At 31.6% G+C, this 24874-nt stretch carries 17 protein-coding genes, 1 tRNA gene, 2 rRNA genes, 1 other RNA gene and 1 pseudogene; 5 read left to right on the plus strand and 17 right to left on the minus strand.

From position 1 onward, the window contains the following. Nucleotides 1–19: 19 nt before the first annotated feature. The 5 genes from galU to rnpB form a co-directional block, all read right to left on the minus strand. Nucleotides 20–889, minus strand: a complete 870-nt coding sequence (galU, locus tag JJC02_13120; protein UDN56427.1) for a UTP--glucose-1-phosphate uridylyltransferase GalU — start codon at nucleotides 887–889, stop codon at nucleotides 20–22. Between the two features lie 197 nt (nucleotides 890–1086). Continuing rightward, nucleotides 1087–1407, minus strand: a complete 321-nt coding sequence (locus JJC02_13125; GenBank protein ID UDN53836.1) for a hypothetical protein — start codon at nucleotides 1405–1407, stop codon at nucleotides 1087–1089. After that, complete coding sequence (locus JJC02_13130; protein UDN53837.1) at nucleotides 1397–3388, minus strand: hypothetical protein; 1992 nt, start codon at nucleotides 3386–3388, stop codon at nucleotides 1397–1399. The genes JJC02_13125 and JJC02_13130 overlap by 11 nt, the downstream gene beginning before the upstream one ends. Before the next feature lie 120 nt (nucleotides 3389–3508). Further along, nucleotides 3509–6028 carry an SPOR domain-containing protein gene (locus JJC02_13135; GenBank protein UDN53838.1) on the minus strand — a complete coding sequence of 840 codons (2520 nt, stop codon included), beginning with the start codon at nucleotides 6026–6028 and terminating at the stop codon, nucleotides 3509–3511. Between the two features lie 276 nt (nucleotides 6029–6304). Then, nucleotides 6305–6639, minus strand: an RNA gene (gene rnpB / locus JJC02_13140) — RNase P RNA component class A. A 131-nt stretch (nucleotides 6640–6770) separates the two neighbouring features. Here rnpB and srtB point away from each other — a divergent pair. After that, complete coding sequence (gene srtB / locus JJC02_13145; protein UDN53839.1) at nucleotides 6771–7454, plus strand: class B sortase; 684 nt, start codon at nucleotides 6771–6773, stop codon at nucleotides 7452–7454. Nucleotides 7455–7650: 196 nt separating this feature from the next. On the opposite strand, the gene JJC02_13150 is transcribed toward srtB, so the two are convergent. The 3 genes from JJC02_13150 to JJC02_13160 form a co-directional block, all read right to left on the minus strand. Beyond that, nucleotides 7651–7725 (minus strand) — tRNA-Thr (locus JJC02_13150). Between the two features lie 85 nt (nucleotides 7726–7810). Continuing rightward, a 23S ribosomal RNA gene (locus JJC02_13155) occupies nucleotides 7811–10707 on the minus strand. A 249-nt stretch (nucleotides 10708–10956) separates the two neighbouring features. Continuing rightward, nucleotides 10957–12459 (minus strand): 16S ribosomal RNA (locus JJC02_13160). Together the 16S and 23S rRNA genes with 1 tRNA gene alongside form the textbook arrangement of a ribosomal RNA operon. A 345-nt stretch (nucleotides 12460–12804) precedes the next feature. Between JJC02_13160 and pdaA the strand changes: the two genes are divergently transcribed. Then, nucleotides 12805–13743, plus strand: coding sequence for a delta-lactam-biosynthetic de-N-acetylase (gene pdaA, locus JJC02_13165; protein UDN53840.1), 939 nt, complete (start codon nucleotides 12805–12807; stop codon nucleotides 13741–13743). Nucleotides 13744–13814: 71 nt separating this feature from the next. Beyond that, nucleotides 13815–14024: pseudogene (locus JJC02_13170) on the plus strand (hypothetical protein). Between the two features lie 77 nt (nucleotides 14025–14101). On the opposite strand, the gene JJC02_13175 reads toward JJC02_13170, so the two are convergent. The 7 genes from JJC02_13175 to JJC02_13205 form a co-directional block, all read right to left on the minus strand. Beyond that, nucleotides 14102–15475: a hypothetical protein gene (locus tag JJC02_13175; protein UDN53841.1), complete on the minus strand. Its 1374-nt coding sequence runs from the start codon at nucleotides 15473–15475 to the stop codon at nucleotides 14102–14104. 111 nt (nucleotides 15476–15586) lie between these two features. Next, nucleotides 15587–16909, minus strand: coding sequence for a HAMP domain-containing histidine kinase (locus JJC02_13180; GenBank protein UDN53842.1), 1323 nt, complete (start codon nucleotides 16907–16909; stop codon nucleotides 15587–15589). Further along, nucleotides 16902–17606: a response regulator transcription factor gene (locus JJC02_13185; protein ID UDN53843.1), complete on the minus strand. Its 705-nt coding sequence runs from the start codon at nucleotides 17604–17606 to the stop codon at nucleotides 16902–16904. The genes JJC02_13180 and JJC02_13185 overlap by 8 nt, the downstream gene beginning before the upstream one ends. A gap of 171 nt (nucleotides 17607–17777) precedes the next feature. Continuing rightward, the gene (locus tag JJC02_13190; GenBank protein UDN53844.1) at nucleotides 17778–18851 is read right to left on the minus strand and encodes a flippase-like domain-containing protein; all 1074 of its coding nucleotides are present in this window, start codon (nucleotides 18849–18851) and stop codon (nucleotides 17778–17780) included. Between the two features lie 2 nt (nucleotides 18852–18853). Next, nucleotides 18854–19552, minus strand: coding sequence for a polysaccharide deacetylase family protein (locus JJC02_13195; GenBank protein ID UDN53845.1), 699 nt, complete (start codon nucleotides 19550–19552; stop codon nucleotides 18854–18856). Next, complete coding sequence (locus JJC02_13200) at nucleotides 19543–20640, minus strand: UDP-diphospho-muramoylpentapeptide beta-N-acetylglucosaminyltransferase (GenBank protein UDN53846.1); 1098 nt, start codon at nucleotides 20638–20640, stop codon at nucleotides 19543–19545. The genes JJC02_13195 and JJC02_13200 overlap by 10 nt, the downstream gene beginning before the upstream one ends. 322 nt (nucleotides 20641–20962) lie before the next feature. Next, nucleotides 20963–22207, minus strand: a complete 1245-nt coding sequence (locus JJC02_13205; GenBank protein ID UDN53847.1) for a serine hydroxymethyltransferase — start codon at nucleotides 22205–22207, stop codon at nucleotides 20963–20965. Nucleotides 22208–22534: 327 nt separating this feature from the next. On the opposite strand from JJC02_13205, the gene JJC02_13210 reads away from it, so the two are divergent. Together JJC02_13210 and JJC02_13215 are read left to right on the plus strand one after the other, a co-directional pair. Next, the gene (locus JJC02_13210; GenBank protein ID UDN53848.1) at nucleotides 22535–23323 is read left to right on the plus strand and encodes a threonine/serine exporter family protein; all 789 of its coding nucleotides are present in this window, start codon (nucleotides 22535–22537) and stop codon (nucleotides 23321–23323) included. Further along, nucleotides 23323–23796: a threonine/serine exporter family protein gene (locus tag JJC02_13215; protein ID UDN53849.1), complete on the plus strand. Its 474-nt coding sequence runs from the start codon at nucleotides 23323–23325 to the stop codon at nucleotides 23794–23796. Before JJC02_13210 ends, JJC02_13215 begins: the two co-directional genes overlap by 1 nt. A 90-nt stretch (nucleotides 23797–23886) precedes the next feature. On the opposite strand, the gene JJC02_13220 is transcribed toward JJC02_13215, so the two are convergent. Further along, nucleotides 23887–24327 (minus strand): SoxR reducing system RseC family protein, encoded by a 441-nt coding sequence (locus JJC02_13220; protein UDN53850.1) that lies wholly within the window; start codon nucleotides 24325–24327, stop codon nucleotides 23887–23889. A 14-nt stretch (nucleotides 24328–24341) separates the two neighbouring features. Next, nucleotides 24342–24635: a metal-sensitive transcriptional regulator gene (locus tag JJC02_13225; protein UDN53851.1), complete on the minus strand. Its 294-nt coding sequence runs from the start codon at nucleotides 24633–24635 to the stop codon at nucleotides 24342–24344. Nucleotides 24636–24874 lie beyond the last annotated feature (239 nt).

Here is a 24874-nt window from a genome sequence, read left to right on the forward strand (position 1 = left end):
ATTACCTCTTTTCTAATATTTATTTTTCACTTACTTTTTTTCTCATATAATCCATTAAGTCATCTTTTAGATTCTCTCTCTTTAAAGCAAAGTCTATTGTAGCCTCTAAAAAACCAATCTTATCTCCTACATCATATCTTTTACCTTCAAATTTATAAGCATAAATAGCCTCTTGTTTTCCAAGAGTTTGAAGTGCATCTGTCAATTGTATCTCTCCACCTTTACCAGGTGTTTGCTTCTCTAATATGTTAAATATTGCAGGAGTTATTATATATCTTCCAAGTATGGCTATATCTGATGGAGCCTCTTCAATTGCAGGTTTTTCAACCATATCTTTAACTTTATATACTCTATCTTCTATATGTTTTACATCTAATATACCATACTTATTAGTATCTTCTTTAGCTATCTTTTGAACACCCAGTACAGTTGTTTTATACTCATTATAGGTATCTATTAATTGTTTTAGGCACGGAACATCTGAATCTACTATATCATCACCTAATAATACAGCAAAAGGTTCATCACCTATAAAACTCTTCGCACAGAAAATTGCATGTCCAAGACCTTTTGGCTCTTTTTGTCTTATATAATGAATATTTACCATATTCGATATATCTCTTACCATTTCTAACATTTCTGTCTTACCTTTTTGCTCTAGTTCTAACTCTAATTCAACTGATTTATCAAAATGATCTTCTATAGATTTTTTATTTCTACCTGTTATTATAAGAATTTCTTCAATTCCCGATTCTATAGCTTCTTCTATTATATACTGTAAAGTTGGTTTATCTACTATAGGAAGCATTTCTTTGGGCTGTGATTTTGTTGCTGGTAAAAATCTAGTTCCTAGCCCGGCTGCTGGTATTATCGCTTTTTTAACTGTCATCTGCATTTTTTCACCCTTCTTCGTAAATTTTCTATTGTACCAAATTAATATACCATATTTATACTTTTTCTTCAAACTCTATATTATCCCAATACTTAATGCCATAAGACAATATAAGGTAGATGAAATTTCATCTACCTTTAGTTTTATAAGTTAATATTGTATTGTTTATATTTTATCTAAAACTTATACAGGTACTAAATTTCATCCAATATGCCTTTTATATCACTATCTATATCCTCATCCAGATAAGAATCTAAATCTTCTAAATCAACTTCTAGTTCTTGATATGTCATATCAACGCTGACATCTTCATCTATATCCATCTCTGATATTAATTCTCCTAAAATGCTATTTTCATCAGAATCTAAATCATCATCTATATCTTCATCTATATAGTTTTCATTTAAAATTTCATCTAAATCAATCTCGTAATAAACTTCATTATCTTTTTCATCACCTGAGTTTAATCCTAAAAACTCATAATTAAAATTCCAAACATTGTATTTACTTGACATACTTTATTCCTCCTGTGAAAAACATATTCTCATCTAGTTTATTGGTTCCATAGTCAACAGAATTATATATTTTTTCAATTATGTCTTTTCTTCTTTCTTTTGTACCATTGTTTAATGTCAATTGTTTAAATACATATGTATTTGTTATTCTCTCGAATAATATTTCTTTTATACTATCATCATCAATATTTCTATAGTTTTTCCACAATAACTCAAATAACTTAAACATTTCCCTACTAGTTTCATCCACATAGTAGGGATACATATTTTCTACTAAATGGTCTAATCTCGATATAGCTTGTTTTAAAAATACATCAAGACTTGCACTTTCACTTTCCTTTAACATTCTATAATTGTATTTCTTCTTATCTTCTCCTGAAATTACAAATATAATATTATCTAAGCTTTTTTCAACTTCATTTAAATAACTACTTATATTATATGATAAGTCAGACAGTAAATTTTTAATCTGTTTAAATACATGTATATCAAGTTTAGCATTATACTTTTCAAATAAATCTATTTCTTGATTTTCTAATATTCTTGGCATATATGCTGACAATAAATCTAAATTGTTTCTTTGTTCTTGTATTTGCTTATAAAGTGAATTTATAACTTCTATTCTTATTTCATCATTTAATTCTTTTTCTAAAATCTTATCAAATTCAGATTTCATATAATAAATACTTCCAAAAAAATTAAATATTATCATATCATTCATAGCTTTAGACCAATTCTTATATATAACTTCAATAGAATTCTCTTTGAGTAAAGGTTGTTTTGCATATATAAAGACATCTTGCATAAGTTTTTGAACCATATTTTTACTTAAATTTAAAATCATTTTTTGATTATTAAATTTTATTTCTGTTTCTACAAAATTAGAATTTTCATTTTCAAGTTCTTTATTAATTACAATATCTTTTACATCACTATTTTTTATAGATATGATTTCTTTTTGAAAAGACTTTAGAATAGTCAGACTATCGAAATCCTCTTGAATAAAAAATGGAGCATGTTTTAATGTATATCCTACTATTTCATTTTCTATATCTTTTAAATCATCTATTTGCATAATCTCTCTATTTTTATCATTTATATGTAGGTTAAACACATTTTTATTATCATATAATATTGTATCTTCTTCCAAATTTAACTTTGAAAAATTATCTTTTACTGACTTTACAATAGTCTTCTTAGACTTCTTATTTATAAAAATTAATTGGTCTTGATATTTCACTAAAAGCATATTTGTATTTTTATAATCAAATCCATCTATATTTCCTGATATCTTACAGAATACTATATCACAATCTTTAGGAAGGTTTCCTATTTTTTTATTATCTTTAACCCTCTCATTTAAATCAGATGGGATTACACTCGCTATATTGTTATTAAATATATATACAGACCTTACTATAATCCCCTCTCTTTCCATATGAAAATATCCCTTTAAAGACACTTTTTTATCTTCTAAAATATATCTTTCTATATCGTCAAAGTTTATCTCAAATCTATTTTTCCCACTGATAAATATGAACTTCTCATTATCTTTATTAATTCCACCCATATAAAACTTATTGTCATCCAAACTTAATATAGTCATATTATCCTTTAGGTAAAAGATAAATTCCCTTTGGCTTTTGCAGATTAAATCATATTCATCCAAAGTTATTTTCATGGTTAAATTTGCTGTAACATTCTTACTTGAATTTTCACTTTTTATGTAAAAAGGCAAGTTATTTCCACAGACAATTATTTGAGAATCTTCTAAAACTGCTTCTAATTTTTCTTTATTATCTGAAAAACTATATATATATTTTACCCCTGTATCATTATTAACTTCATCTGATTTGCTAATTATTATATTTCCTAGATTTGTTATATGAAGTTTTTTATATTCTTTTGAGTATCTACTGATACCACTAAGCTCAAACCCATCTGAAAGCTCATATATGATTTTTTCTCCTAATTTCAACATACCTTCACCACCTAAACAGAATTATAAGTATTTTCTAAAGGTGAACAAAATGCCTCAAAATAAATAATATCTTTTAATACTCTTTATTCTGAGACATAATTTCTCCTTTTTTATAATGTTCTAAACACCTTCAACTATTTCTTCATAAAGTTTATCTAAATGTCTAACATATTCACTATATCCAGACTTGTTCTTTAACTCACTTCTTAAATCTTCATATTTTTGTTTAAGTTCTTCAGCACTCAACGAAGGAGCTGATTCTTTCAATTCTTCTAATTTATAATCATAGTACTTATCATACATTGCTATATATGTATCAATAGATTTCTTAGCTAGTTCATTACATTTTTCTTGTGCTTCTCCATATTGAGAATAATCACCTATTTTTATCTTATAGTATCCATTTTCTTGAATTATTGTTGAAGAAATACCTTTAGCCTCATATTCTTTTGCTGTTTCTTTCGCTGTTTTTTCAACTTTAAGTGAACCTGCATAAATAGTGTAATATACACCTTTACCATCTTTATATGCTTCCATTTCTTTCGCTTTCTTTTCAGCTTTTTCTTTTTCTTGAGCCTCTTTCTCAGCTTTTGCCTTTTCTTCTGCCTCTTTTTTATCTTTTTCAGCTTTTGCTTTTTTCTCTTCTTCAGTTAGTGTGTTACCTGCTTGTTGCTGAGTTAATGTTTTTGTAGTATTATCTTTGTCATTTTTCTTATTATTGCCTACTGTTATAAAGTATCCCACACCAACAATCGCCACTATAACTACTGCTATAATAGTTTCTTTTAATCTACTCTTCTTAGAGGTAACCTCTTTATCATCTATAGAGTCATCTTTATTTGATACATAATTTTTCATTTCTGTATTATGTTCTCTAGACTTGTCCTTAGAAGAATGTTTCAATTTTTTATTACCTTTTTCTTTCTTATTAATAGGTATTACTATTGATTTTTCATTTTCTACTTTTTCTTCTTTTGTTTCTTTTACTTTTTCCTCTTCTAAATTCTTACCTTCTCTTTCATGCTTAGATTCACTATTTAAAGATGCTTTTTCATCTAAGTTATTATTTATTGGTTTTTCTATTTTTACACTACGTTCTTCCTCTATATTTTGATTTACTTCTTTTTGCTTTATTTCTTGTAATTTTTCTTGATTATTTTCAATCGGTTTATCTAAAGTTACATCAGAATAAATGTTATTTAAATTATTATCTTCTTGTTCAACTTCTTCATTATCTTTTTTAATGAATCCAAATAATTTATCTTTCTTTTTACTCTTTTTATTTTCTGACTCAATTATATCTTCTTTATTGATATTGTATTCTCTATCTATATTATTTTTATCTTCTACCGCATCACCTATATTTCCATTATGACTAGTTACTTCTTTTTTAGCCTCTTCTTCAATATCATCTTCTATGGAAATACTACTTCTAAAACAAATATCTTTATCTGCATTTTTTATCATGTAAATGTATTCTTCAATATCGATATCTTTTTTTCTTCTAGTCCTTTTTGATGCAATCTCATGATTTTCTAATTCATTATAGTTATCTTTTATTAAGTTATGTGCTTTATTCCACGTATCTTCACTAATTTCTGTTTTATTTTTAATTACATAGTCCACAAAGTCCTTAAAATTTTCAGAACCAAATTCTCCAATTATAGTCAGTCTCATTGCACCTTCTATAAGGTCTCTATTTCTTCTCTTTAGAAATTCTAATACGACTGTTGCACAAGCAAAATCCTTAATAATTTCTTTACCAAAACCATATCCTTCAACATAATGAAGTTCTTCTAATCCACACAGCTTCTTATATTCATTGTGTATTGTTTGAGATATGCTTTCATTATTTAAGCTATTTAACTTATCCATAAACTTCGATTCTACATCATTTGACTTTGATTCACGTTTTACTTTTGAATTTTTAATTTCATTTAATAATATATCATTTTCTGAATTATCCTTGCCTAATTGTAGATCTTCAATTTCTGTTGCTTTTATTTCTACTCTATCTTTTTCATTATTTGCTTCCACATTCTTAGGTACTACATCTTTATTGCTAGCTAATATTTTGTTTACACAGAATATGATTTCTCTTTTTAATTCTCTTTTAGCATCTGCCTGATTTTTAAGAAATAAACCTCCACATTCTTTCTTTTCTAAACTTATTTTTCTAAGAGATATGTTAAGAAGGTCTTTATATAGATTTAAAACCTTATAATCCTTTTCTAAACGTCTTCTTCTCTCTGATAGTTCCATTTTATCATAAGCTAAAAAACTATTTAAATCATTGGCTTTTAGAGAGTCTAACCCTTCTTTCATTGCATTATTTACATACTTTCTACATTTTGCTGTAGTTAATTCTAAATCTTTTTCTAATTCATCTATTTCAGGTATGTACTTATCTACTATCCATTTACCAATAAGTGGTTCTGTATTTCTTGCTAATGTCTTATAAAACAATATATTAAATTTTAAAAGCTCAGCATATTTTGCTTCATTAAATTCTACTTTTTCAAATTTCTTTTCCAAAACGCCATCTAGCTTTTCATTTATTTTAGACTCTTGTTTTAAAAAACTTGCTGTGACATTTAAAACAGTGTTTCTTATTATATTATTTTCACTCAAAACCTTCACTCCTTAAATCAATTATTTTATTGTAATATTTACATTGTGTAAAGTTGCCAATTTAATTATGATATTTAAACAATTATTTACTAAATTTGCTACATCTTATATCATATCATATTATTTACATCATTTTACGTTTTCTTTTTATATATATCTTATATTATACCATTTTTAATATCTGTACTAACTTATATTACAATATTCCTCAAAATTTTAAAAGTAGATTAGACAAATTTACAAATAAAAAAACATCAGTTTAAACTGATGTTTTGACTATCAAAATAGTTAAGCAAGTCTGTAAGCGGAGTTCTGTATTAGATAATCATCTTTCTAGGCCTATTGTCACCAATAAGCTCAAGCGACCTACCTACCGGAGAGTACGAGCAGCACTCTTTATTCCTATCTTGGTCTTGCTCCAGGTGGGGTTTACATAGCCAACTAGTCACCTAGCTGCTGGTGAGCTCTTACCTCGCCTTTCCATCCTTACCACATAAGTGGCGGTTTATTTCTGTTGCACTATCCTTAGGATCGCTCCCACTAGGCGTTACCTAGCACCCTGCTCTATGGAGCTCCGACTTTCCTCATGTAAGACTACATGCGATTATCTGGCTTACTTAATATTTATTTTACTTAGTTATGTTAACATAAATTCTTTGATATGTCAAAGTAATATTATACTAAAAATTTAAATTTATTCAAAAATAGTGTAATATAGGTATATAAACTATTTTTAACTTGAGGTGATATATTGAAAAAATTATATAGAGTAATAATTAACATTATGCTAATATTAGTAATATTTTACAGTGGATTTAATATATACTCGAAACTTACCAAATACAATCATGACACTAAAACATCCTCAGAACTTCAAGAAAAAGAATATAAAAAAGAGGACTTATCAAAAATTAACAGTGATTTTAAATTTTGGCTTTCTGTTGAAAATACAAATATAAACTATCCAGTTGTACAATCTAAAGATAATTCTTACTATCTTGACAGAGATTTTTATAAAAAAGAATCCATTTCAGGTACATTGTTCATGGATTATAGAAATAAATCTTTTGATGACCAAAATGTCATAATATATGGACATAATATGAAAAATAAAACTATGTTTAATAATCTAAATAAGTTTAAAGATGATAAATTTTTTAAAGAAAATAACCAAATAAAAATTATAATTAATGAAAAAGAGTTTTTATATGATGTTTTTTCTGCTTACATTGTAGAATCAGATTATGATTATTTAAAAACGAGTTTTAACAGTGAATCAGATTATCAAAATTACATAAAAGATATTACTTCTAAATCATTACACAAATCACCTATCAAGGTAAACGGTAATGATAAAATAGTTACACTTTCTACTTGTACTTATGAATTTGATGATGCTAGAATGGTTATTCATGGTAAATTAGCTTCAAATTAGGAATATTTTTAATATGTATTTGAACATTTTATTTAAATCTCCCTGCATTTAAAACTTCTAGACACAGTTTAAAATAAAAATTTTAAACTGTGTCATCATTTATGTCTATAACTTGTAAAGTACTAAAAATATATAATATAAAATAATAAATCTATTAGACAATAAAAAAAGACTATGTTAAGAACACAGTCTTTACTGGAGCTGGTGATAGGAATCGAACCTACAACCTGCTGATTACAAGTCAGCTGCTCTACCGTTGAGCCACACCAGCAAACTTATTATATAGTAGAACTAATTTTTTAATTAACACTCTAAAAACTACACATATATTTTACTGAATAAACATCAAATAAATATTGGTCAAGTCCTCGACCTATTAGTATCGATAAGCTAAATACATTACTGCACTTACACCTTCGACCTATCAACCAGATAGTCTTTCTGGGGTCTTACCCTTGCGGTGGGAAATCTTATCTTGAAGTTGGCTTCGCGCTTAGATGCTTTCAGCGCTTATCCATTCCGTACATAGCTACCCAGCCATGCCCTTGGCAGGACAACTGGTACACCAGAGGTACGTCCATCCCGGTCCTCTCGTACTAAGGACAGGTCTTCTCAAATTTCCTACGCCTGCGACGGATAGGGACCGAACTGTCTCACGACGTTCTGAACCCAGCTCGCGTACCACTTTAATGGGCGAACAGCCCAACCCTTGGGACCTACTACAGCCCCAGGATGTGATGAGCCGACATCGAGGTGCCAAACCTCCCCGTCGATGTGGACTCTTGGGGGAGATAAGCCTGTTATCCCCAGGGTAGCTTTTATCCGTTGAGCGATGGCCCTTCCACGCAGAACCACCGGATCACTAAGTCCGATTTTCATCCTTGCTCGACCTGTATGTCTTGCAATCAAGCTCTCTTTTGCCTTTACACTCTACGTACGATTTCCGACCGTACTGAGAGAACCTTTGAGCGCCTCCGTTACCTTTTGGGAGGCGACCGCCCCAGTCAAACTGCCCACCTGACAGTGTCCCAAGACCAGATTCATGGCCTATGGTTAGAGTCCCAGTACTACAAGGGTGGTATCCCAAGGATGGCTCCGCCAAAACTGGCGTCCTGGTTTCAAAGCCTCCCACCTATCCTGTACATGTAGTACCAAGACCCAATGTCAAGCTACAGTAAAGCTCCATGGGGTCTTTCCGTCCTGTCGCAGGTATCCGGCATCTTCACCGGAATTACAATTTCACCGAGTCTGTTGTTGAGACAGTGCCCAAATCGTTACGCCTTTCGTGCGGGTCGGAACTTACCCGACAAGGAATTTCGCTACCTTAGGACCGTTATAGTTACGGCCGCCGTTTACTGGGGCTTAAGTTCACTGCTTCGATTGCTCTAACAGATCCCCTTAACCTTCCAGCACCGGGCAGGCGTCAGCTCCTATACATCGTCTTGCGACTTAGCAGAAACCTATGTTTTTGGTAAACAGTCGCTTGGGCCTATTCTCTGCGGCCACCGGATGGTGGCACCCCTTATCCCTAAGTTACGGGGTCATTTTGCCGAGTTCCTTAACAACAGTTCTCTCGCTGGCCTTAGGATACTCTCCTCACCCACCTGTGTCGGTTTGCGGTACGGGTACCTTTAACCTCGATAGAGACTTTTCTTGACAGTGTGAAATCAGCTACTTCGCTACTAAATTTCGCTCCCCATCACATCCCAGCATTATCAAAGCGGATTTACCTACTCTGACTGCCTCAATGCTTGGGCACACATAACCAACAGTGTGCTTAGCTTATCCTACTGTGTCATCCCATCTCTCAAACGGTTATCGGTAGTACAGGAATATCAACCTGTTGTCCATCACCTACGCCTTTCGGCCTCAGCTTAGGTCCCGACTAACCCAGGGCGGACGAACCTTCCCCTGGAAACCTTGGGTTTACGGCCTGTGGGATTCTCACCCACATCTCGCTACTCATGCCAACATTCTCACTCCCATACTGTCCACATGTCCTTACGGTCATGCTTCAACCCGTATGGGAAGCTCCCCTACCCATCATAATGATGCCGTAGCTTCGGTAGTAAGTTTTAGCCCCGGAAATCTTCGGCGCAGGATCACTCGACCAGTGAGCTATTACGCACTCTTTGAATGAGTGGCTGCTTCTAAGCCAACATCCTGGTTGTCTGTGCAATCCCACATCCTTTACCACTTAACTTACATTTAGGGACCTTAGCTGACGATCTGGGCTGTTGCCCTTTCGACTATGAATCTTATCACCCACAGTCTGACTCCCAAGTATAAGATGACGGCATTCGGAGTTTGATAGTCTTCGGTAGGTGCAATACCCCCTAGGACATTCAGTGCTCTACCTCCGTATCTCTCACCTTGAGGCTAGCCCTAAAGCTATTTCGGGGAGAACCAGCTATCTCCGGGCTCGATTGGAATTTCACCGCTACCCACAAGTCATCCCCGAGCTTTTCAACGCTCGTGGGTTCGGACCTCCACGAAATTTTACTTTCGCTTCATCCTGCTCATGGGTAGGTCGCCCGGTTTCGGGTCTACGTCAAGTAACTGAACGCTCAGTTAAAACTCGCTTTCGCTACGGCTCCACACCTTAAGTGCTTAACCTTGCTACTTAACGTAACTCGTTGGCCCGTTCTACAAAAAGTACGCGGTCACACAAGAAATGTGCTTCCACAGCTTGTAAGTGCAGGGTTTCAGGTTCTATTTCACTCCCCTCCCGGGGTTCTTTTCACCTTTCCCTCACGGTACTATACGCTATCGGTCACTAGGTAGTATTTAGCCTTGGAGGGTGGTCCCTCCTGATTCCCACAGGGTTTCACGTGTCCCGTGGTACTCTGGATCATATCTGAAGTCTTCTCGTTTAACATACAGGACTATTACCTTCTGTGGTGGGTCTTTCCAAACCTCTTCAATTACGATACCTCTTCGTTATGATATGTCCGCAACCCCAATAAAGAAAACTTTATTGGTTTGGGCTAATCCGCGTTCGCTCGCCGCTACTTACGGAATCGAATTTCTTTCTCTTCCTTCAGGTACTTAGATGTTTCAGTTCCCTGAGTTCCCCTCATTAAGCTATGTATTCACTTAATGATACTTAGACATTACTCTAAGTGAGTTTCCTCATTCGGAAATCTTCGGATCAAAGTTTACGTGCAACTCCCCGAAGCTTATCGCAGCTTATCACGTCCTTCATCGGCTCCTAGTGCCAAGGCATCCGCCCTGCACCCTTAATAACTTGACCAGTTAAAAAGGTTTGATAGATTAAAGTCTATCAACTTGATAATTTTAAAAAGTTATCAGCTTTATATATTACAAATTAGATGTCATATCACTAAATATATATGCAGTTTTCAAAGTGCTAACGGATAAATTCCGTTGCTTAAAGTGCTAAAGCACAGCGCCAACGAATAAATTCCGTTGCTTAAAGTGCTAACAATGAGTATTCGTAAAAACGAACCCTCAAAATTAAACAGTAGGTAATTCTCCTTAGAAAGGAGGTGATCCAGCCGCACCTTCCGATACGGCTACCTTGTTACGACTTCACCCCAGTTATTGATTCCACCTTCGACGACTTCTTCCAAAAGGTTAGATAATCGGCTTCGGGCGTCTCCAACTCCCGTGGTGTGACGGGCGGTGTGTACAAGACCCGGGAACGCATTCACCGCAGCATTCTGATCTGCGATTACTAGTAACTCCAGCTTCATGTAGGCGAGTTTCAGCCTACAATCCGAACTGAGAGTAGCTTTAAGGGATTAGCTCCACCTTACGGCTTGGCAACCCTCTGTACTACCCATTGTAGCACGTGTGTAGCCCTAAGCATAAGGGGCATGATGATTTGACGTCATCCCCACCTTCCTCCAGGTTATCCCTGGCAGTCTCTCTAGAGTGCCCAACTTAATGATGGCAACTAAAGACAAGGGTTGCGCTCGTTGCGGGACTTAACCCAACATCTCACGACACGAGCTGACGACAACCATGCACCACCTGTCACCAATGTCCCCGAAGGGAACTCTCCGATTAAGGAGATGTCATTGGGATGTCAAGCTTAGGTAAGGTTCTTCGCGTTGCTTCGAATTAAACCACATGCTCCGCTACTTGTGCGGGTCCCCGTCAATTCCTTTGAGTTTCACTCTTGCGAGCGTACTTCCCAGGCGGAGTACTTAATGCGTTAGCTGCGGCACCGAAGGGGGTAACCCCCGACACCTAGTACTCATCGTTTACAGCGTGGACTACCAGGGTATCTAATCCTGTTTGCTCCCCACGCTTTCGTGCCTCAGCGTCAGTTACAGTCCAGAGAGCCGCCTTCGCAACTGGTGTTCCTCCTAATATCTACGCATTTCACCGCTACACTAGGAATTCCACTCTCCTCTCCTGCACTCAAGTCTCCCAGTTTCAAGAGCTTACTACGGTTGAGCCGTAGCCTTTCACTCCTGACTTGAAAGACCGCCTACGCACCCTTTACGCCCAGTAAATCCGGATAACGCTAGCCCCCTACGTATTACCGCGGCTGCTGGCACGTAGTTAGCCGGGGCTTCCTCCTCAAGTACCGTCATTATCTTCCTTGAGGACAGAGTTTTACGACCCGAAGGCCTTCATCACTCACGCGGCGTTGCTGCATCAGGCTTTCGCCCATTGTGCAATATTCCCCACTGCTGCCTCCCGTAGGAGTTTGGACCGTGTCTCAGTTCCAATGTGGCCGATCACCCTCTCAGGTCGGCTACTGATCGTCGCCTTGGTAAGCCGTTACCTTACCAACTAGCTAATCAGACGCGGGTCCATCCTGTACTGGCTCACCTTTGATATTCAAGAGATGCCTCTTAAATATGTTATCCCGTATTAGCATACCTTTCGGTATGTTATCCGTGTGTACAGGGTAGGTTACCCACGCGTTACTCACCCGTCCGCCGCTCTTTACCTAAGTAAATCGCTCAACTTGCATGTGTTAGGCACGCCGCCAGCGTTCATCCTGAGCCAGGATCAAACTCTCAAATAAAAGTTTATCAGGCTCAGATACTATTGTTATCAAAATATCTGGCTTTATGGTTTGTTTTTTAATATAAATTAACCTACTGTTTAATTTTCAAAGTTCATTTCATTCAATTAACTTCTTTGTGCTTGTCATTTTGTTACTTCTTGTTGAGCACATTTACTATAATAACACCTTCTCACAGTATGGTCAACTACTTTTTTTATTTTTTTCATTTTTTTATTTATTGATTATTCATACTTTATCATACTATTGTGACTTTATTTTTGAAGATGTAACTATTATTAATAATAGTTTACAATTATAATAATACTATATGTAATTGTTATTAATTCAGAAAGGAGCTTCAAAATGTTTAGAAAGGTATTATATTTTTTAACACTACTTTCTATATCTATTTTTTTTATTGTTGGATGTTCAAATTCACAAAGCAAGCAAAACGCAAATCGAAATAATGAAACACAATTACAAGAAGATACTAAAAAAATAGATAGTGATAAGGATACTTCCAATGTGGTCGTTTCAGACGGAACAGATAAACCATCAAAAAACACTAATAATAATGATAATAACAAACTAGATGTATCCTCTTTAGATAACACTGCTCTTGATTGGTTTTATATACCAAACAATAAACATCAAACACCAGAAGTAAATACTGAGATTGGATTTAAATTTTCTGACTATGATGCTATATACAATGGACCTACAAAGGATGGTCAGAAAACATTATATCTTACATTTGATGAAGGCTATGAAAATGGATACACTTCAAAGATACTCGATATTTTAAAACAAAATCAGGTTAAAGCGGTTTTTTTTGTTACATCTCCATATATAAAAGAAAATAACGATTTAGTAAAAAGAATGGTTTCTGAAGGGCATATAGTTGGAAATCACAGTAAGACTCATCCATCTATGCCAACAAAAACAAGTAATTTAAAAAACTTTAATGATGAATTCTATGATGTTGAAAAACTATATAAAGATGTAACTGGAAAAGATATGGTTAAATTTTTTAGACCTCCTATGGGAAAATACTCAGAAAAAAGCTTGGCAATGACTAAAAATTTAGGATACAAGACTGTATTTTGGAGTTTTGCATATAGAGATTGGGATACTGAAAAACAACCATCACACGAAGAAGCAACACAAAAAATAATGGATAATCTACATGATGGTTCTATATTGCTACTACATGCAGTTTCCAAAACTAGTACAGAAATTTTAAATGATTTTATATCAAATGCAAGAAAACTAGGATATGAATTTGAACTCTTAAAGTATTAATATTTAGAATTACACATAAAGTCTACAAACTAGTATAGTTAATATAATATAGATAATAAAATAATAAATTAAAATTAGAGTTTTTGTTTGGTAATAGTATAGGTAAAAGAACTTGTGATGCCTTATATATGTTGGTAGGGCAAGCAATAAAATATCAGGAAATTTGGCAATATACTAAAATAGATAATAGTATTTTAGATATTATATATAATATAATAAAAAATATTATTCTATTAAATAATACTAATAAAAATATCAATAAAAATAGATGTATGGCTTAGAATTAGCAAAACCGTTATGATAAATTATAGCTATACATCTATTTTTAATTTGTACAATTAAAGGTTTATTTAATTTATTAAATAATAAACATTGCTACTATGGTTGTTACAACCAACCCGGTTATAACTGGAACAAAATTTCGCTTTGCCAATTCTATTGGACTAACTCCACAAATTGCGGCTGCTGAAATAAGCCCCCAAGGAACTAGACATCCTCCACCTACCCATATACCACTGATTTGTCCTAATGCAGCTAATGCACCAACACTTGCATTGATAGCAGTTCCAAATACAGAGGCAAGTGAACCAACTAATGAAATTCCAGAAAATCCAGAACCATCAAGCCCAGTTATTGCTCCTACTACAGTTTCTATACCTGATACAGCAAATTTATTAAGTGGTATTGTTTGAGAAAGAGCTATACCTATATCAGATAATAAACCTTGTGAACCTGGTGCTAATACTTTTCCAAATACACCTATCAAAGGTGCAACTTCACCCATATAGAAAAATGCTGCTATTGGTATAATTGCCCCAAATATTTTTATACCAAATACAAAACCATCTATTATATTCTCACATACATTTTCAAAACTACCTTTACCAAAATTTATAGTATTTATAATGATTATTAAAAATACTGCTGTTCCACCCAAAAGAGCTGATGCATCCCCTCCTTTTAGGTCAAACACATACATAGCAATTATATCAGCGAGAAATCCTAAAGCTACTAAAATAGTTGCTATTTTAGATTTTCCATTAAACTCTTCTACTTCTTCCCTTACAAAACCTTTTAGTTCTTCTCTAAACATGCCTTTGTTAATGTCTCTTTTCAATGTATAAAATGCCATAGATATGGTTACTATTCCCATAACCCAAAACAAAATCATACCATCATTTATAACATATGATACTGCAACTCCTGCTGCCCCAGCTGTTATACTTGGAGCTCCTTGAATAACAAAGTCTGTAGACAGGGCAAGACCATGACCAAATAAATTTAATGCTACTGCAACACCAATTGCTGGTAATCCAGCTCTCATAGCAACAGGTAAAAATACAGCTCCAACTAAGGCGACAGCTGGAGTTGGCCAGAAAAACCAAGAAAGAACTAACATAACAAATCCAGTTACAAAAAATGCTGTATTAGAATTTTTTATAACCCTCGAAAACGGTCTTACCATATACTGTATAGCATTATTAGCTTCTAAAGCTTTAGATAGCGCAACCATAATAGCTATAATTAAAATAATTGGTCCCAATTCATTTAAAGATATAATAAAAGAGTTAAATACTGCTGTTATAGCACCAAAAATATTTTTTTCAAAGAACAAGCCCATAAAAAAAACACCTAATATACATGGTACTATTGTATCCTTTTTCATAATCATAGTAATTAATATAATTACCATAAATAGAATGTAAATATAATGTGCTCCTGTCAAAACCATATTATTATGTCCCCTTTTTTTAAGATAATAATATTATATGGTCTTGTAAGTAAACTTGTTACTTGCTTACAGGTACACAATAGTCAGTTACACAATATACAATTTAAATTTTTAAGATTCTTTTACTGGAATAGATATTTCAATAGAAAATTCTTTATCATCTGAACTTACATTTATACTTCCATTGTGATATGCAACTATTTTCTCACAATTCTTTATACCAATTCCAAAACTTTCTACATTCTTAGAAAAGTTGCTTACTCTATTTTTTTGTATAATTAATAATTTAGAATCTTCCACTTTAATTAAAAATAATACAGGCTTATCTCTCCTAGCATATTTTATTATATTAGAACATAAATTATCAAATATTCTTCTAAATTGTGTAACATCTACATAAATATGATATTGGTTATAAAGCTCATTCTCTATTGTTATATGAAATCCTTTCTCTTCTAATGTATATGAACTATCTAAAAGCAATTGAAAAATAAATTCATTAGCATTTATTTTTTCATACCCTTTTGAAACTTCCTCTCCAGAATTAACAAAATGGGTAAAAAGGTCATCTGTTAAGTCTTTTATTTGATATGCTTTAGACCTTACATTTTTTATGTATTGTTCCAATTGTTCAGGACTATTATATTTATGGTCTTTAATTAAATCTAAATAACAAATTACTGATGTTAATGGAGTTCTAACATCGTGTGATATTGAAGTTACTATATCTTTATTTTTATTCTTCATCTCTCTTTCTTTTATAAGTTGATTCTCCAATGTATGACTCATCTCATTAATACTAGATGCAAGTGATGATAATTCATCATTACCTTTTACTGGAATTCTATACTTTAAACTACCACTCTCTACTATCTTTATACCCATTTCTATTTTTCTTAGATATTTTATCTTTCTACTAAACAATAGTAAGAATGTTATAATAAATGTAAGCGCCATGAATGTAATAGAAATTGCTTCTATAAAATTTTGAAATCTAAATCTAAACAAAGCTACTACAATTATATTAGTTTTAATATCAGAAAATTGTATCTCATAACTTCTAGCCATGGGGCTACTATAAAATTCATTTTCCTCACTCTTATCAGGCACTTCATTAGGATAGTACAATGTATCATAAAAAACCTTATTTCCTTTATATATCTTCATAGAAACAAACCAATTATCACCATTCCATTTTGCTATATCGTCTCCATCATCTGAACTTATAGCATTGTCATTCACATAAATTTGGAAATTATCCATAAGTTGGTCTACTTCTTTTTTAAAATACACTTTTCCTTCTGATACATCTTTTACTATAGATTCAACAGCAGAGTAAAATGGTATATTTAAAATGAAAGCCACTGCAGCTGAGATTACTACATATATCAATAGTATAACTCCCAACTTTGATGGCTTAATTTTGCTAATCAATATAATACCCCTTTCCCCATGCAGTTTTTATATATTGTGGATTTTTTTGGTCTTTTTCTAATTTTTTTCTTAAATTTCTAATATGAACCATTATTGTATTATTTGCTGTATAAAAATACTGCTCATCCCAAATAGTTTCATATAAATTTTCAGATGAAAAAACTTTTTTTCTATTTTTCAACATAAGAACTAATATACTATATTCTATAGTTGTCAAAAACACAGCTTCTCCATTTAGTGTAACGTCTTGAGTATCTAAATTTACACATAATTCTTTTGTTTTTAATATGTTTACCTCTCTTTCCTTTTCCTTTCCCTGATATATATAATAACGTCTAAGTAGTGACTTAACTCTTGAAATTAATTCAGAATATGAAAAAGGCTTTGATAAATAGTCATCTCCTCCTGCTGAAAATCCAATAACCTTGTCAGAATCTTGAGTTTTTGCAGTCAAAAATAATATTGGGGCTGTCGTTTTTTCTCTAATTTCATTACATGCAACAAACCCAGTCTTTACAGGCATAACAACATCCAAAATAATTAAATCAATCGTACTATCTACTAAGTTTACAGCTTCTTCTCCGTTCGTTGCCATAATAACTTCATAACCTTCACCAGTTAAAAGTATTTCTACGATTTCCCTAATTTCAGGATTATCATCAGCTACTAAAATTTTTTTTGGAATCTCTTTATTCATCGCTAAGCTCCTTTTTTTGCTATATTTCTTAAATATTTCAAACTATATAAATATTATACTTTATTAGCAAAAGCTTAGCAATGTCATACATTTTAATACTTTCTACACTTGTAAACATATTTAAAATTCAATTAAAATGTATACACAAATTGATATATTAATAAAAATAATCTACATAATATTTCTTATATAAGCAACTTTTTTTACTGATTTTACTCTTTCAGAAGATTTTACATGTACTACAATACATATCAATCCACTTATAGCTACAAATGCATAAAAACTTATTCCTCTACTAAGTAACATCGCTGGAACTAGTAAATTGCCTGGGAAAAATATATTAAATAATGTCATAAAACTATTTTCAGAAGCCCCAACAGCTCCTGGTAATGGTAGTGATGAAACAGCAATATTAAGTAGTGATTGTATTGCTAATATCTCAAATACAGTATATGTTGACAGATGGAAAGCTTTGTATACAAAGAACGGTACTAAAAACATAGCTGTTATTTGTATAATGGTTATGCCTAAAATTTGTATTACAAGTTTTGGATTCTGCTTTACATATTGAGCGCCTTTTATATACTCTTCAATTTGAGAAGTTATAACTTTTCTAGCTCCCTCAACATCTTTTATTATTCTTAGCTTACCTAATAAGTTTGTTATTGATATTATAAAATTATTTACCAATTTTTTTGAAAATATAATTGCAATTACTCCAATTACAAGAGCAAAATTCGTTATTACACCATATATTAGTAAAATATTCATTCCACTTACGTTGTTTAGTATAAATTCACGCTCCATAATGAACATTATTCCGCTATATGCCAATATAACTACTTGATGAATAACAACAATAACTAATAGTATAAGTGAAGAATAAGAAATATTTATATCGTCTTTTTTCATATAATAAACTTGTGCTGGTTGACCTCCTGATGCTGAAGGTGTAATTGAACTAAAATAGAATCCAATAAAAGCATATCCCATACATTTTAAAATAGTTGTTTTTTGCTTTAACGCTTTTATACCTAAATATATATTTATACCTTCACAAACAACATATATAATCATCATCGCAAATCCAATTAGTATAAACATAGGACTTGCACCTTTTAATGATTCTATTAATGATTCAATTGATTGTCCTCTAAAAACAAAATATCCTGTTATGCCCATTAGTAAAACTAAAAAAGCTACACTACCTAGGCATTTATTTTTCTTTTCAGTTTTACTTATCATAACTACATCCTTTCTGGTGTTACAAATTTAAAACCACTATCTTTAAGTTTTGGAATGGCTATTTTCAAAGCTTCAATAGTACGTTCAGGTGCATCTACTGCACCTCCTGAATTTTCACCTGCATCATGCAGGCAAATTATAGAATTTTCTTTTGTTCTACTCATCAACTTGTTTATAATAATCTCTACAGTACTATCTTTACTCCAATCTTCTGCCATTACATCCCATAAGGTCATTTTTAGATTATATTTTTTAACAAAGTAGTTTGAAAATATATTAGTATGCCCCCACGGTGGACGATAATAGTTTATATCTACACCTAAATTTTTTATTATATTTACACTTTCCATAAAATCTTTTTTAACATAATTGTAACTGTAAAGCCATGCGTTTTTATGTTCCAATGAATGTAAACCGACTATGTGATTTTCTCTTAACATTCTTTTTATAATTTCAGGCTCTTTTTCAGCATTCTTTGCAACCACAAAAAACATGGCTTGTATATTATTTTCTTTCAGCACATCTAGTAATTTTTCTGTATATCTCTTATCTGGTCCATCATCAAATGTAAGTGCAATTTCATTTTCTCCAGTCATATTCTTTAATACCTCTTTATTTAATAGTTTATTATAGTATGTAGGTATAATTGAATGGGCTAAAAAAATCAATGCAACAAATATAATTAAACCTACTACATACATTCTCTACACGCTCCTTGTTCATCAAATGAAAATAAAATATTTTCTAAGGTATTATTATCAAACTGTTTTTTTAATTCTTTCATATTGCCACTCATTTCTTTGAGAGTAGCATCATCATAAATTAAATCTTTTATCTCATCTACATAGTATTTTTTATTTTTACCAAGTATTCTCCCAATCTCATTGTTTAATATAAAGCCAGCATTATCTATTTCTTGTTGTAAAAATGGATTAAATGCTAATATTGGAAGTTCTGAATAAATAGTCTCAAATAGTGTTATTCCACCTGGTTTAGAAATAATAAGGTCAGCATTTTTCATATATTTATATACTTCATTAGTGTAACCTACTACCTCTATATTTTCATATCTACCACATAGTTTATAGTACATTTTTTTATTATTACCAGTTATTACAGTAGTTTTTACTCCTTCTAAATCATTTAACTCTCTGTAAAATTGTTCTGATTTAGGTAGTAATCCTAATCCTCCACCCATTATGAGAATATTTTTTTTAGTTGAGTGATTTACATGTCCTATTCTTTTAAATTCTTTTTTTACTGGAATACCATTAACTTTAACCTTAGTTTCATCTATTCCCTTAAAAACAAGTTCTTCCTTAGTAGATTTACTAGCTACTAAATAACAATCTGTATTTTTACTAATCCATTCTGAGTGACTACTTATATCTGTTATACATGTTATTAAAGGAAGATTTGAATTGTACTTTTCCTTATATCTTGATACTAGTTGAGAACAGAATGGAAAAGTTGAAATAACTACTGTTGGTTGTACTTCATTAAGTAAATTATCTAATTTAGTTAAAAAATAATCTGAAAAAGTAAATTTTATATCTTTATTTCCATTTTCAGTACATTTATAAAACAAATTATAAAGACTACTTCCCCGATTTACAAGAATAGAAAATGTCTTGTACATTTTCTCTGAATAGTTAGGCATAATGTATTCAAATATATCTTTAATTATTATTTCTGAATTGTTAAATTTTGCTTTTATATCTTCACTTAAAGAATTTGAGGCTGAGTAATGACCCATGCCAAATTTTCCTGTAAGAATTAATACTTTCATAAGATTCCCTCCTCATTAAAGTCTTTCTTTTCCTCTAATTACTATATTTATAAGTATAGACTTTAAATCTTTAGAAAAACCTAGTATAATTCTTAAGAAATCTTAAAGTTTTAATTAAAAAACACAAAGGGGCTATCTCAAAATAGAAATAAGCATATTTTTCATTATTTAAATGATGAAAATATATTTGATTTCATACAAAAAAGAGTGCCTCATGAACTAAAAAGTTCATTTTGAGACACCTTCTTCATATCCATATATTCAAATACATATACAATCATTGTAATTATTTAAATGTATTTTACTTAATTATTCTTTATAATTAATCCATAATATTATATTCTTCATATAAAGGATACTTTTCAGTTAAACCAACAACCAATGTTCTAGCCTTAGATTCTTCATCATAAGTTAAACATAGGTCTATAGCCTCAGCAATTACCGCCATATCTTCTTCTTTCATACCTCTAGTAGTTACAGCTGGAGTACCAAGTCTTATTCCACTTGTAACAAGAGCACCATTTGGGTCAAATGGAATTGTATTTTTATTAGCTGTTATATAAGCATCATCCAATCTTTTTTCTGCTGCTTTACCAGTTATGTTTTTATTAGTTAAATCTAATAGTATTAAATGATTATCTGTACCCCCAGAAATCAATTTAAAATCTCTTTTAATAAGTTCTTCAGCTAAAGCTTTTGCATTTTTAGCAACTTGTATTTGATACTTTTTAAATTCCTCACTTAAAGCTTCTTTAAAACAAACTGCTTTAGATGCAATTATATGCTCAAGAGGTCCACCTTGAGTCCCAGGGAATATTGCTTTGTCTATAGCTTTAGCATATTTTTCTTTACAAAGAATAACACCTCCACGAGGTCCTCTTAAAGTTTTGTGAGTTGTTGTTGTAACAAAATCAGCCACTTCACATGGATTTTGGTGAAGACCAGCAGCCACAAGACCTGCTATATGAGCCATATCTACCATAAGTAATGCTCCAACCTCATCAGCTATCTCTCTAAATTTTTTAAAATCTATCTCTCTAGGATACGCGCTTGCTCCTGCAACTATCATTTTAGGTTTTACTTCATGTGCTATTTTTCTAACTTCATCAAAATCTATAAGTCCACTGTCTTTATCTATACCATATTCATAAAATTTATAATATTGACCAGAAATATTAACTGGAGCACCATGAGTTAAATGCCCACCTTGAGATAAATTCATTCCCATAACAACATCACCTGGTTTTAGCATAGCAAAATATACGCCAATATTTGCATTTGCTCCAGAGTGAGGTTGAACATTAGCATGTTCTGCTTTAAATATTTTTTTGATTCTATCTATTGCAAGAGTTTCAACTTCATCTATGTACTCACATCCACCATAATATCTTTTGCCTGAGTAACCTTCTGCATACTTATTTGTAAGATGACTTCCCATAGTTTCCATTACTGGAACTGATACTATATTTTCAGATGCTATTAATTCAATATTTCTTTGCTGTCTTTTTAACTCTCTTTTCATACTTTCATAAATCTCAGGATCTGCTTTTTTCAAGTTCTCAAACATATTACTCCTCCTAGTTATTATTCAAATTTTATTTTTACAGACATTTCATAATTTTCGTTTTTATCAATATGATAATTTATTATTATAGTCCTTTACTAACTAATAGTCAAGTGTTTTCCTATTTTTCCATATTTAATATAGTTATTTTCTTTATTTTTAAGTTAAAATATAATAAATAATATTGTCTAATTCTTTTAATTGGATATAATTTAAATGTGACTATTTTGAAATAAAAAAAAGATAATATATTTATATATATATTAAGGAATATTGCTTAAAAATTTGATATAATTTCAATATTACGTTTTTTAATTTGGAGGTGAATTTATGAATCAAAATGAGGAACTTGAATATAAGAAAAACATTCTAAAATTAGCTCTATTTGTAGGGGAACTTATGATAAAAAATGGAGCTGAAACATCTAGGGTTGAAGACAGCGTCCTTAGAATATGCAGGTCAAGAGGATTTTATCATGTAAATATTTTTACAACTCCTACAGTAATAATTATTTCAGATGAAAAATTTGATGGTTTTTCGTTTATGAAAACGATTCAATCAAGAGGTATAAACTTAAATAAGATTTCTTTATTAAATAGCTTTTCTCGAGAATTTGTTAGTGACAAAGAATATGATATTGATAGTGCTATTGAACGTCTTTATGAAATCCAAGATGTAAAACCTTATCCTTTATGGTTGTTTTACTCTTGTACAGGAATTGCATCTGCTTGTTTTGCTTGTTTGCTTGGAGGGAATTATGTATTAAATTTTATACTTACATTTATAATAGCAATTTTTGCTGCAATTACTTACGATAAAACGATGAAAATAAGTGCTATATCTGCGTTTTCCTGTTTAGTATCTTCTTTTTTAATTGCACTTTCAGGAGTTCTACTAGTTGAAATAGGCATTTTAGACGACCCTAAAATGCTTATAGTTGGTGCCATAATGCCACTACTCCCAGGAGTTGCTTTTATAAAAGCTATTAGAGATTTAATTTCAGGTAATTTAATATCAGGAATTTCTCGTGCTTTTGATGCTGCTATGATTATTATTGCAATTGCTTCTGGAGTTGGTTTTGTTCTTGATACATGGTATAGAATTGGAGGTCCTTTCTAATGACTGATATGTCGATGATTTTACATTTTTTATTTTCAGGTATTGCAACTGCTGGATTTGCTGTTTTCTTTAATGCCCCACTTTATCTACTTCTTCCAGCTGGAATAACTGGAGGAGTTGGTTGGATTGTGTATGTTTATTTATTTAATTTTACTACAAATGCAGTTTTTGCAGGTTTTATAGCTGCTGCTTTAGTTTCAGCATGTAGTGAGACTTTGGCTAGAAAACTAAAGCAACCAGCTATTGTGTTCGTAATTCCAGGAATTCTTCCTCTAATACCAGGAATTGGGCTATACAATACAATGTTATCTTTGATTCAGAAGAATTATTCTCTGGCTATGTCAAAAGGTACAGATGCACTGTTTCTAAGCGCTGCAATATCACTTGGTGTATTAGTTGTAACTTCTTTTGTAAGAACATTGAACCTTTTAAAAATCAGAAAAAACTTTCTTCCTTACAGAAAATCAAAATAAAAATATAAAAATAGCAATGTACTAAAACTTTACAAATACACATTGAGTATTTATCCAAAAGGTACATTGCTGTTTTTAATTATAATTATTTTAAAGGTCAATTAATATTCTTGTTATTACTGGTATAAACTCTCTACTATCTCTGAATTTTTTGTCATTCTTCTTTAAGTACAAATAACAAAGTATTGTAAGGCAAATTCCAACTAGTCCACTTACGGCTTCAACCCCAGTTGTCATCCCAATTGCCCCCAATATATAATAAGTCCCTATTGTTCCAACAAGAAGTGCTATAAGAGGTATTATATAGGCCATTACAGCTGCTTTTAATACATTCATATTATCCATACTCACTTCTACATGGTCACCAACTTTTGCACCAATTGTGTTATCTACTTCTACTAATATTTCTTTTGACTCTGCTGAATTTGTAGTAGCACATTTTCCACAAGCAGCACAAGCTGAATGTCTTTGCATTTTTAATTTTGCAGTTTTATCATCAACAATTTCCATAATAAATCCTTGTTGATTCATAACTAACCGCCTCCTTATTTCGTAAATTTATTTATAGTATCCATAAGTTCTTTTATCATCTCTTCAGTTTGCTCACCATCATCATGCTTGATACTTTCTGCTACACATCCTTTTATATGGTTCTCCAAGATAATTGTGCCTACTCTATTTATAGCAGACCTTATAGCGGATATTTGAACCAATATATCAACACAATAACGTTCTTGTTCTACCATCTTCTGTATACCCTTAACTTGACCTTCTATTCTCTTTAATCTTTTTATGAGAGCTTCTCTCTCATTGCTTTGTGCTAGTTTTCTCTCTTTCATAAATTCACCTCATACTCTAATGATGTCTTATACAAATGTGCTCTACTTACCAACTTGTTTAAAAACTTTGCCTAAATTATTATATGCTCTAATACTATTATACCAAATAGATACAAAAAACAAAAATAAAAGGAATAATTTTAGCTATTTCTTTTACTTCAATGTGTAGTCTATAATAAATTTATAATAACAATTAAATAATATTATTTAATTCAATTTAATTGTTATGTAATCTAAAA

Source organism: Clostridioides sp. ES-S-0054-01, from assembly GCA_021561035.1.
Classification (GTDB): Bacteria; Bacillota; Clostridia; order Peptostreptococcales; family Peptostreptococcaceae; genus Clostridioides.

What these genes read in the sequence shown, in the direction of transcription:
- galU (UDN56427.1), bottom strand. Translation starts at nt 889, where the DNA reads ATGACAGTTAAAAAAGCGATAATACCAGCAGCCGGGCTAGGAACTAGA.
- JJC02_13205 (UDN53847.1), bottom strand. Translation starts at nt 22,207, where the DNA reads ATGTTTGAGAACTTGAAAAAAGCAGATCCTGAGATTTATGAAAGTATG.
- JJC02_13175 (UDN53841.1), bottom strand. Translation starts at nt 15,475, where the DNA reads ATGGTTTTGACAGGAGCACATTATATTTACATTCTATTTATGGTAATT.
- pdaA (UDN53840.1), top strand. Translation starts at nt 12,805, where the DNA reads ATGTTTAGAAAGGTATTATATTTTTTAACACTACTTTCTATATCTATT.
- JJC02_13220 (UDN53850.1), bottom strand. Translation starts at nt 24,327, where the DNA reads ATGAATCAACAAGGATTTATTATGGAAATTGTTGATGATAAAACTGCA.
- JJC02_13215 (UDN53849.1), top strand. Translation starts at nt 23,323, where the DNA reads ATGACTGATATGTCGATGATTTTACATTTTTTATTTTCAGGTATTGCA.
- JJC02_13210 (UDN53848.1), top strand. Translation starts at nt 22,535, where the DNA reads ATGAATCAAAATGAGGAACTTGAATATAAGAAAAACATTCTAAAATTA.
- JJC02_13130 (UDN53837.1), bottom strand. Translation starts at nt 3,388, where the DNA reads ATGTTGAAATTAGGAGAAAAAATCATATATGAGCTTTCAGATGGGTTT.
- JJC02_13200 (UDN53846.1), bottom strand. Translation starts at nt 20,640, where the DNA reads ATGAAAGTATTAATTCTTACAGGAAAATTTGGCATGGGTCATTACTCA.
- JJC02_13185 (UDN53843.1), bottom strand. Translation starts at nt 17,606, where the DNA reads ATGAATAAAGAGATTCCAAAAAAAATTTTAGTAGCTGATGATAATCCT.
- JJC02_13195 (UDN53845.1), bottom strand. Translation starts at nt 19,552, where the DNA reads ATGTATGTAGTAGGTTTAATTATATTTGTTGCATTGATTTTTTTAGCC.
- JJC02_13225 (UDN53851.1), bottom strand. Translation starts at nt 24,635, where the DNA reads ATGAAAGAGAGAAAACTAGCACAAAGCAATGAGAGAGAAGCTCTCATA.
- JJC02_13125 (UDN53836.1), bottom strand. Translation starts at nt 1,407, where the DNA reads ATGTCAAGTAAATACAATGTTTGGAATTTTAATTATGAGTTTTTAGGA.
- JJC02_13190 (UDN53844.1), bottom strand. Translation starts at nt 18,851, where the DNA reads ATGATAAGTAAAACTGAAAAGAAAAATAAATGCCTAGGTAGTGTAGCT.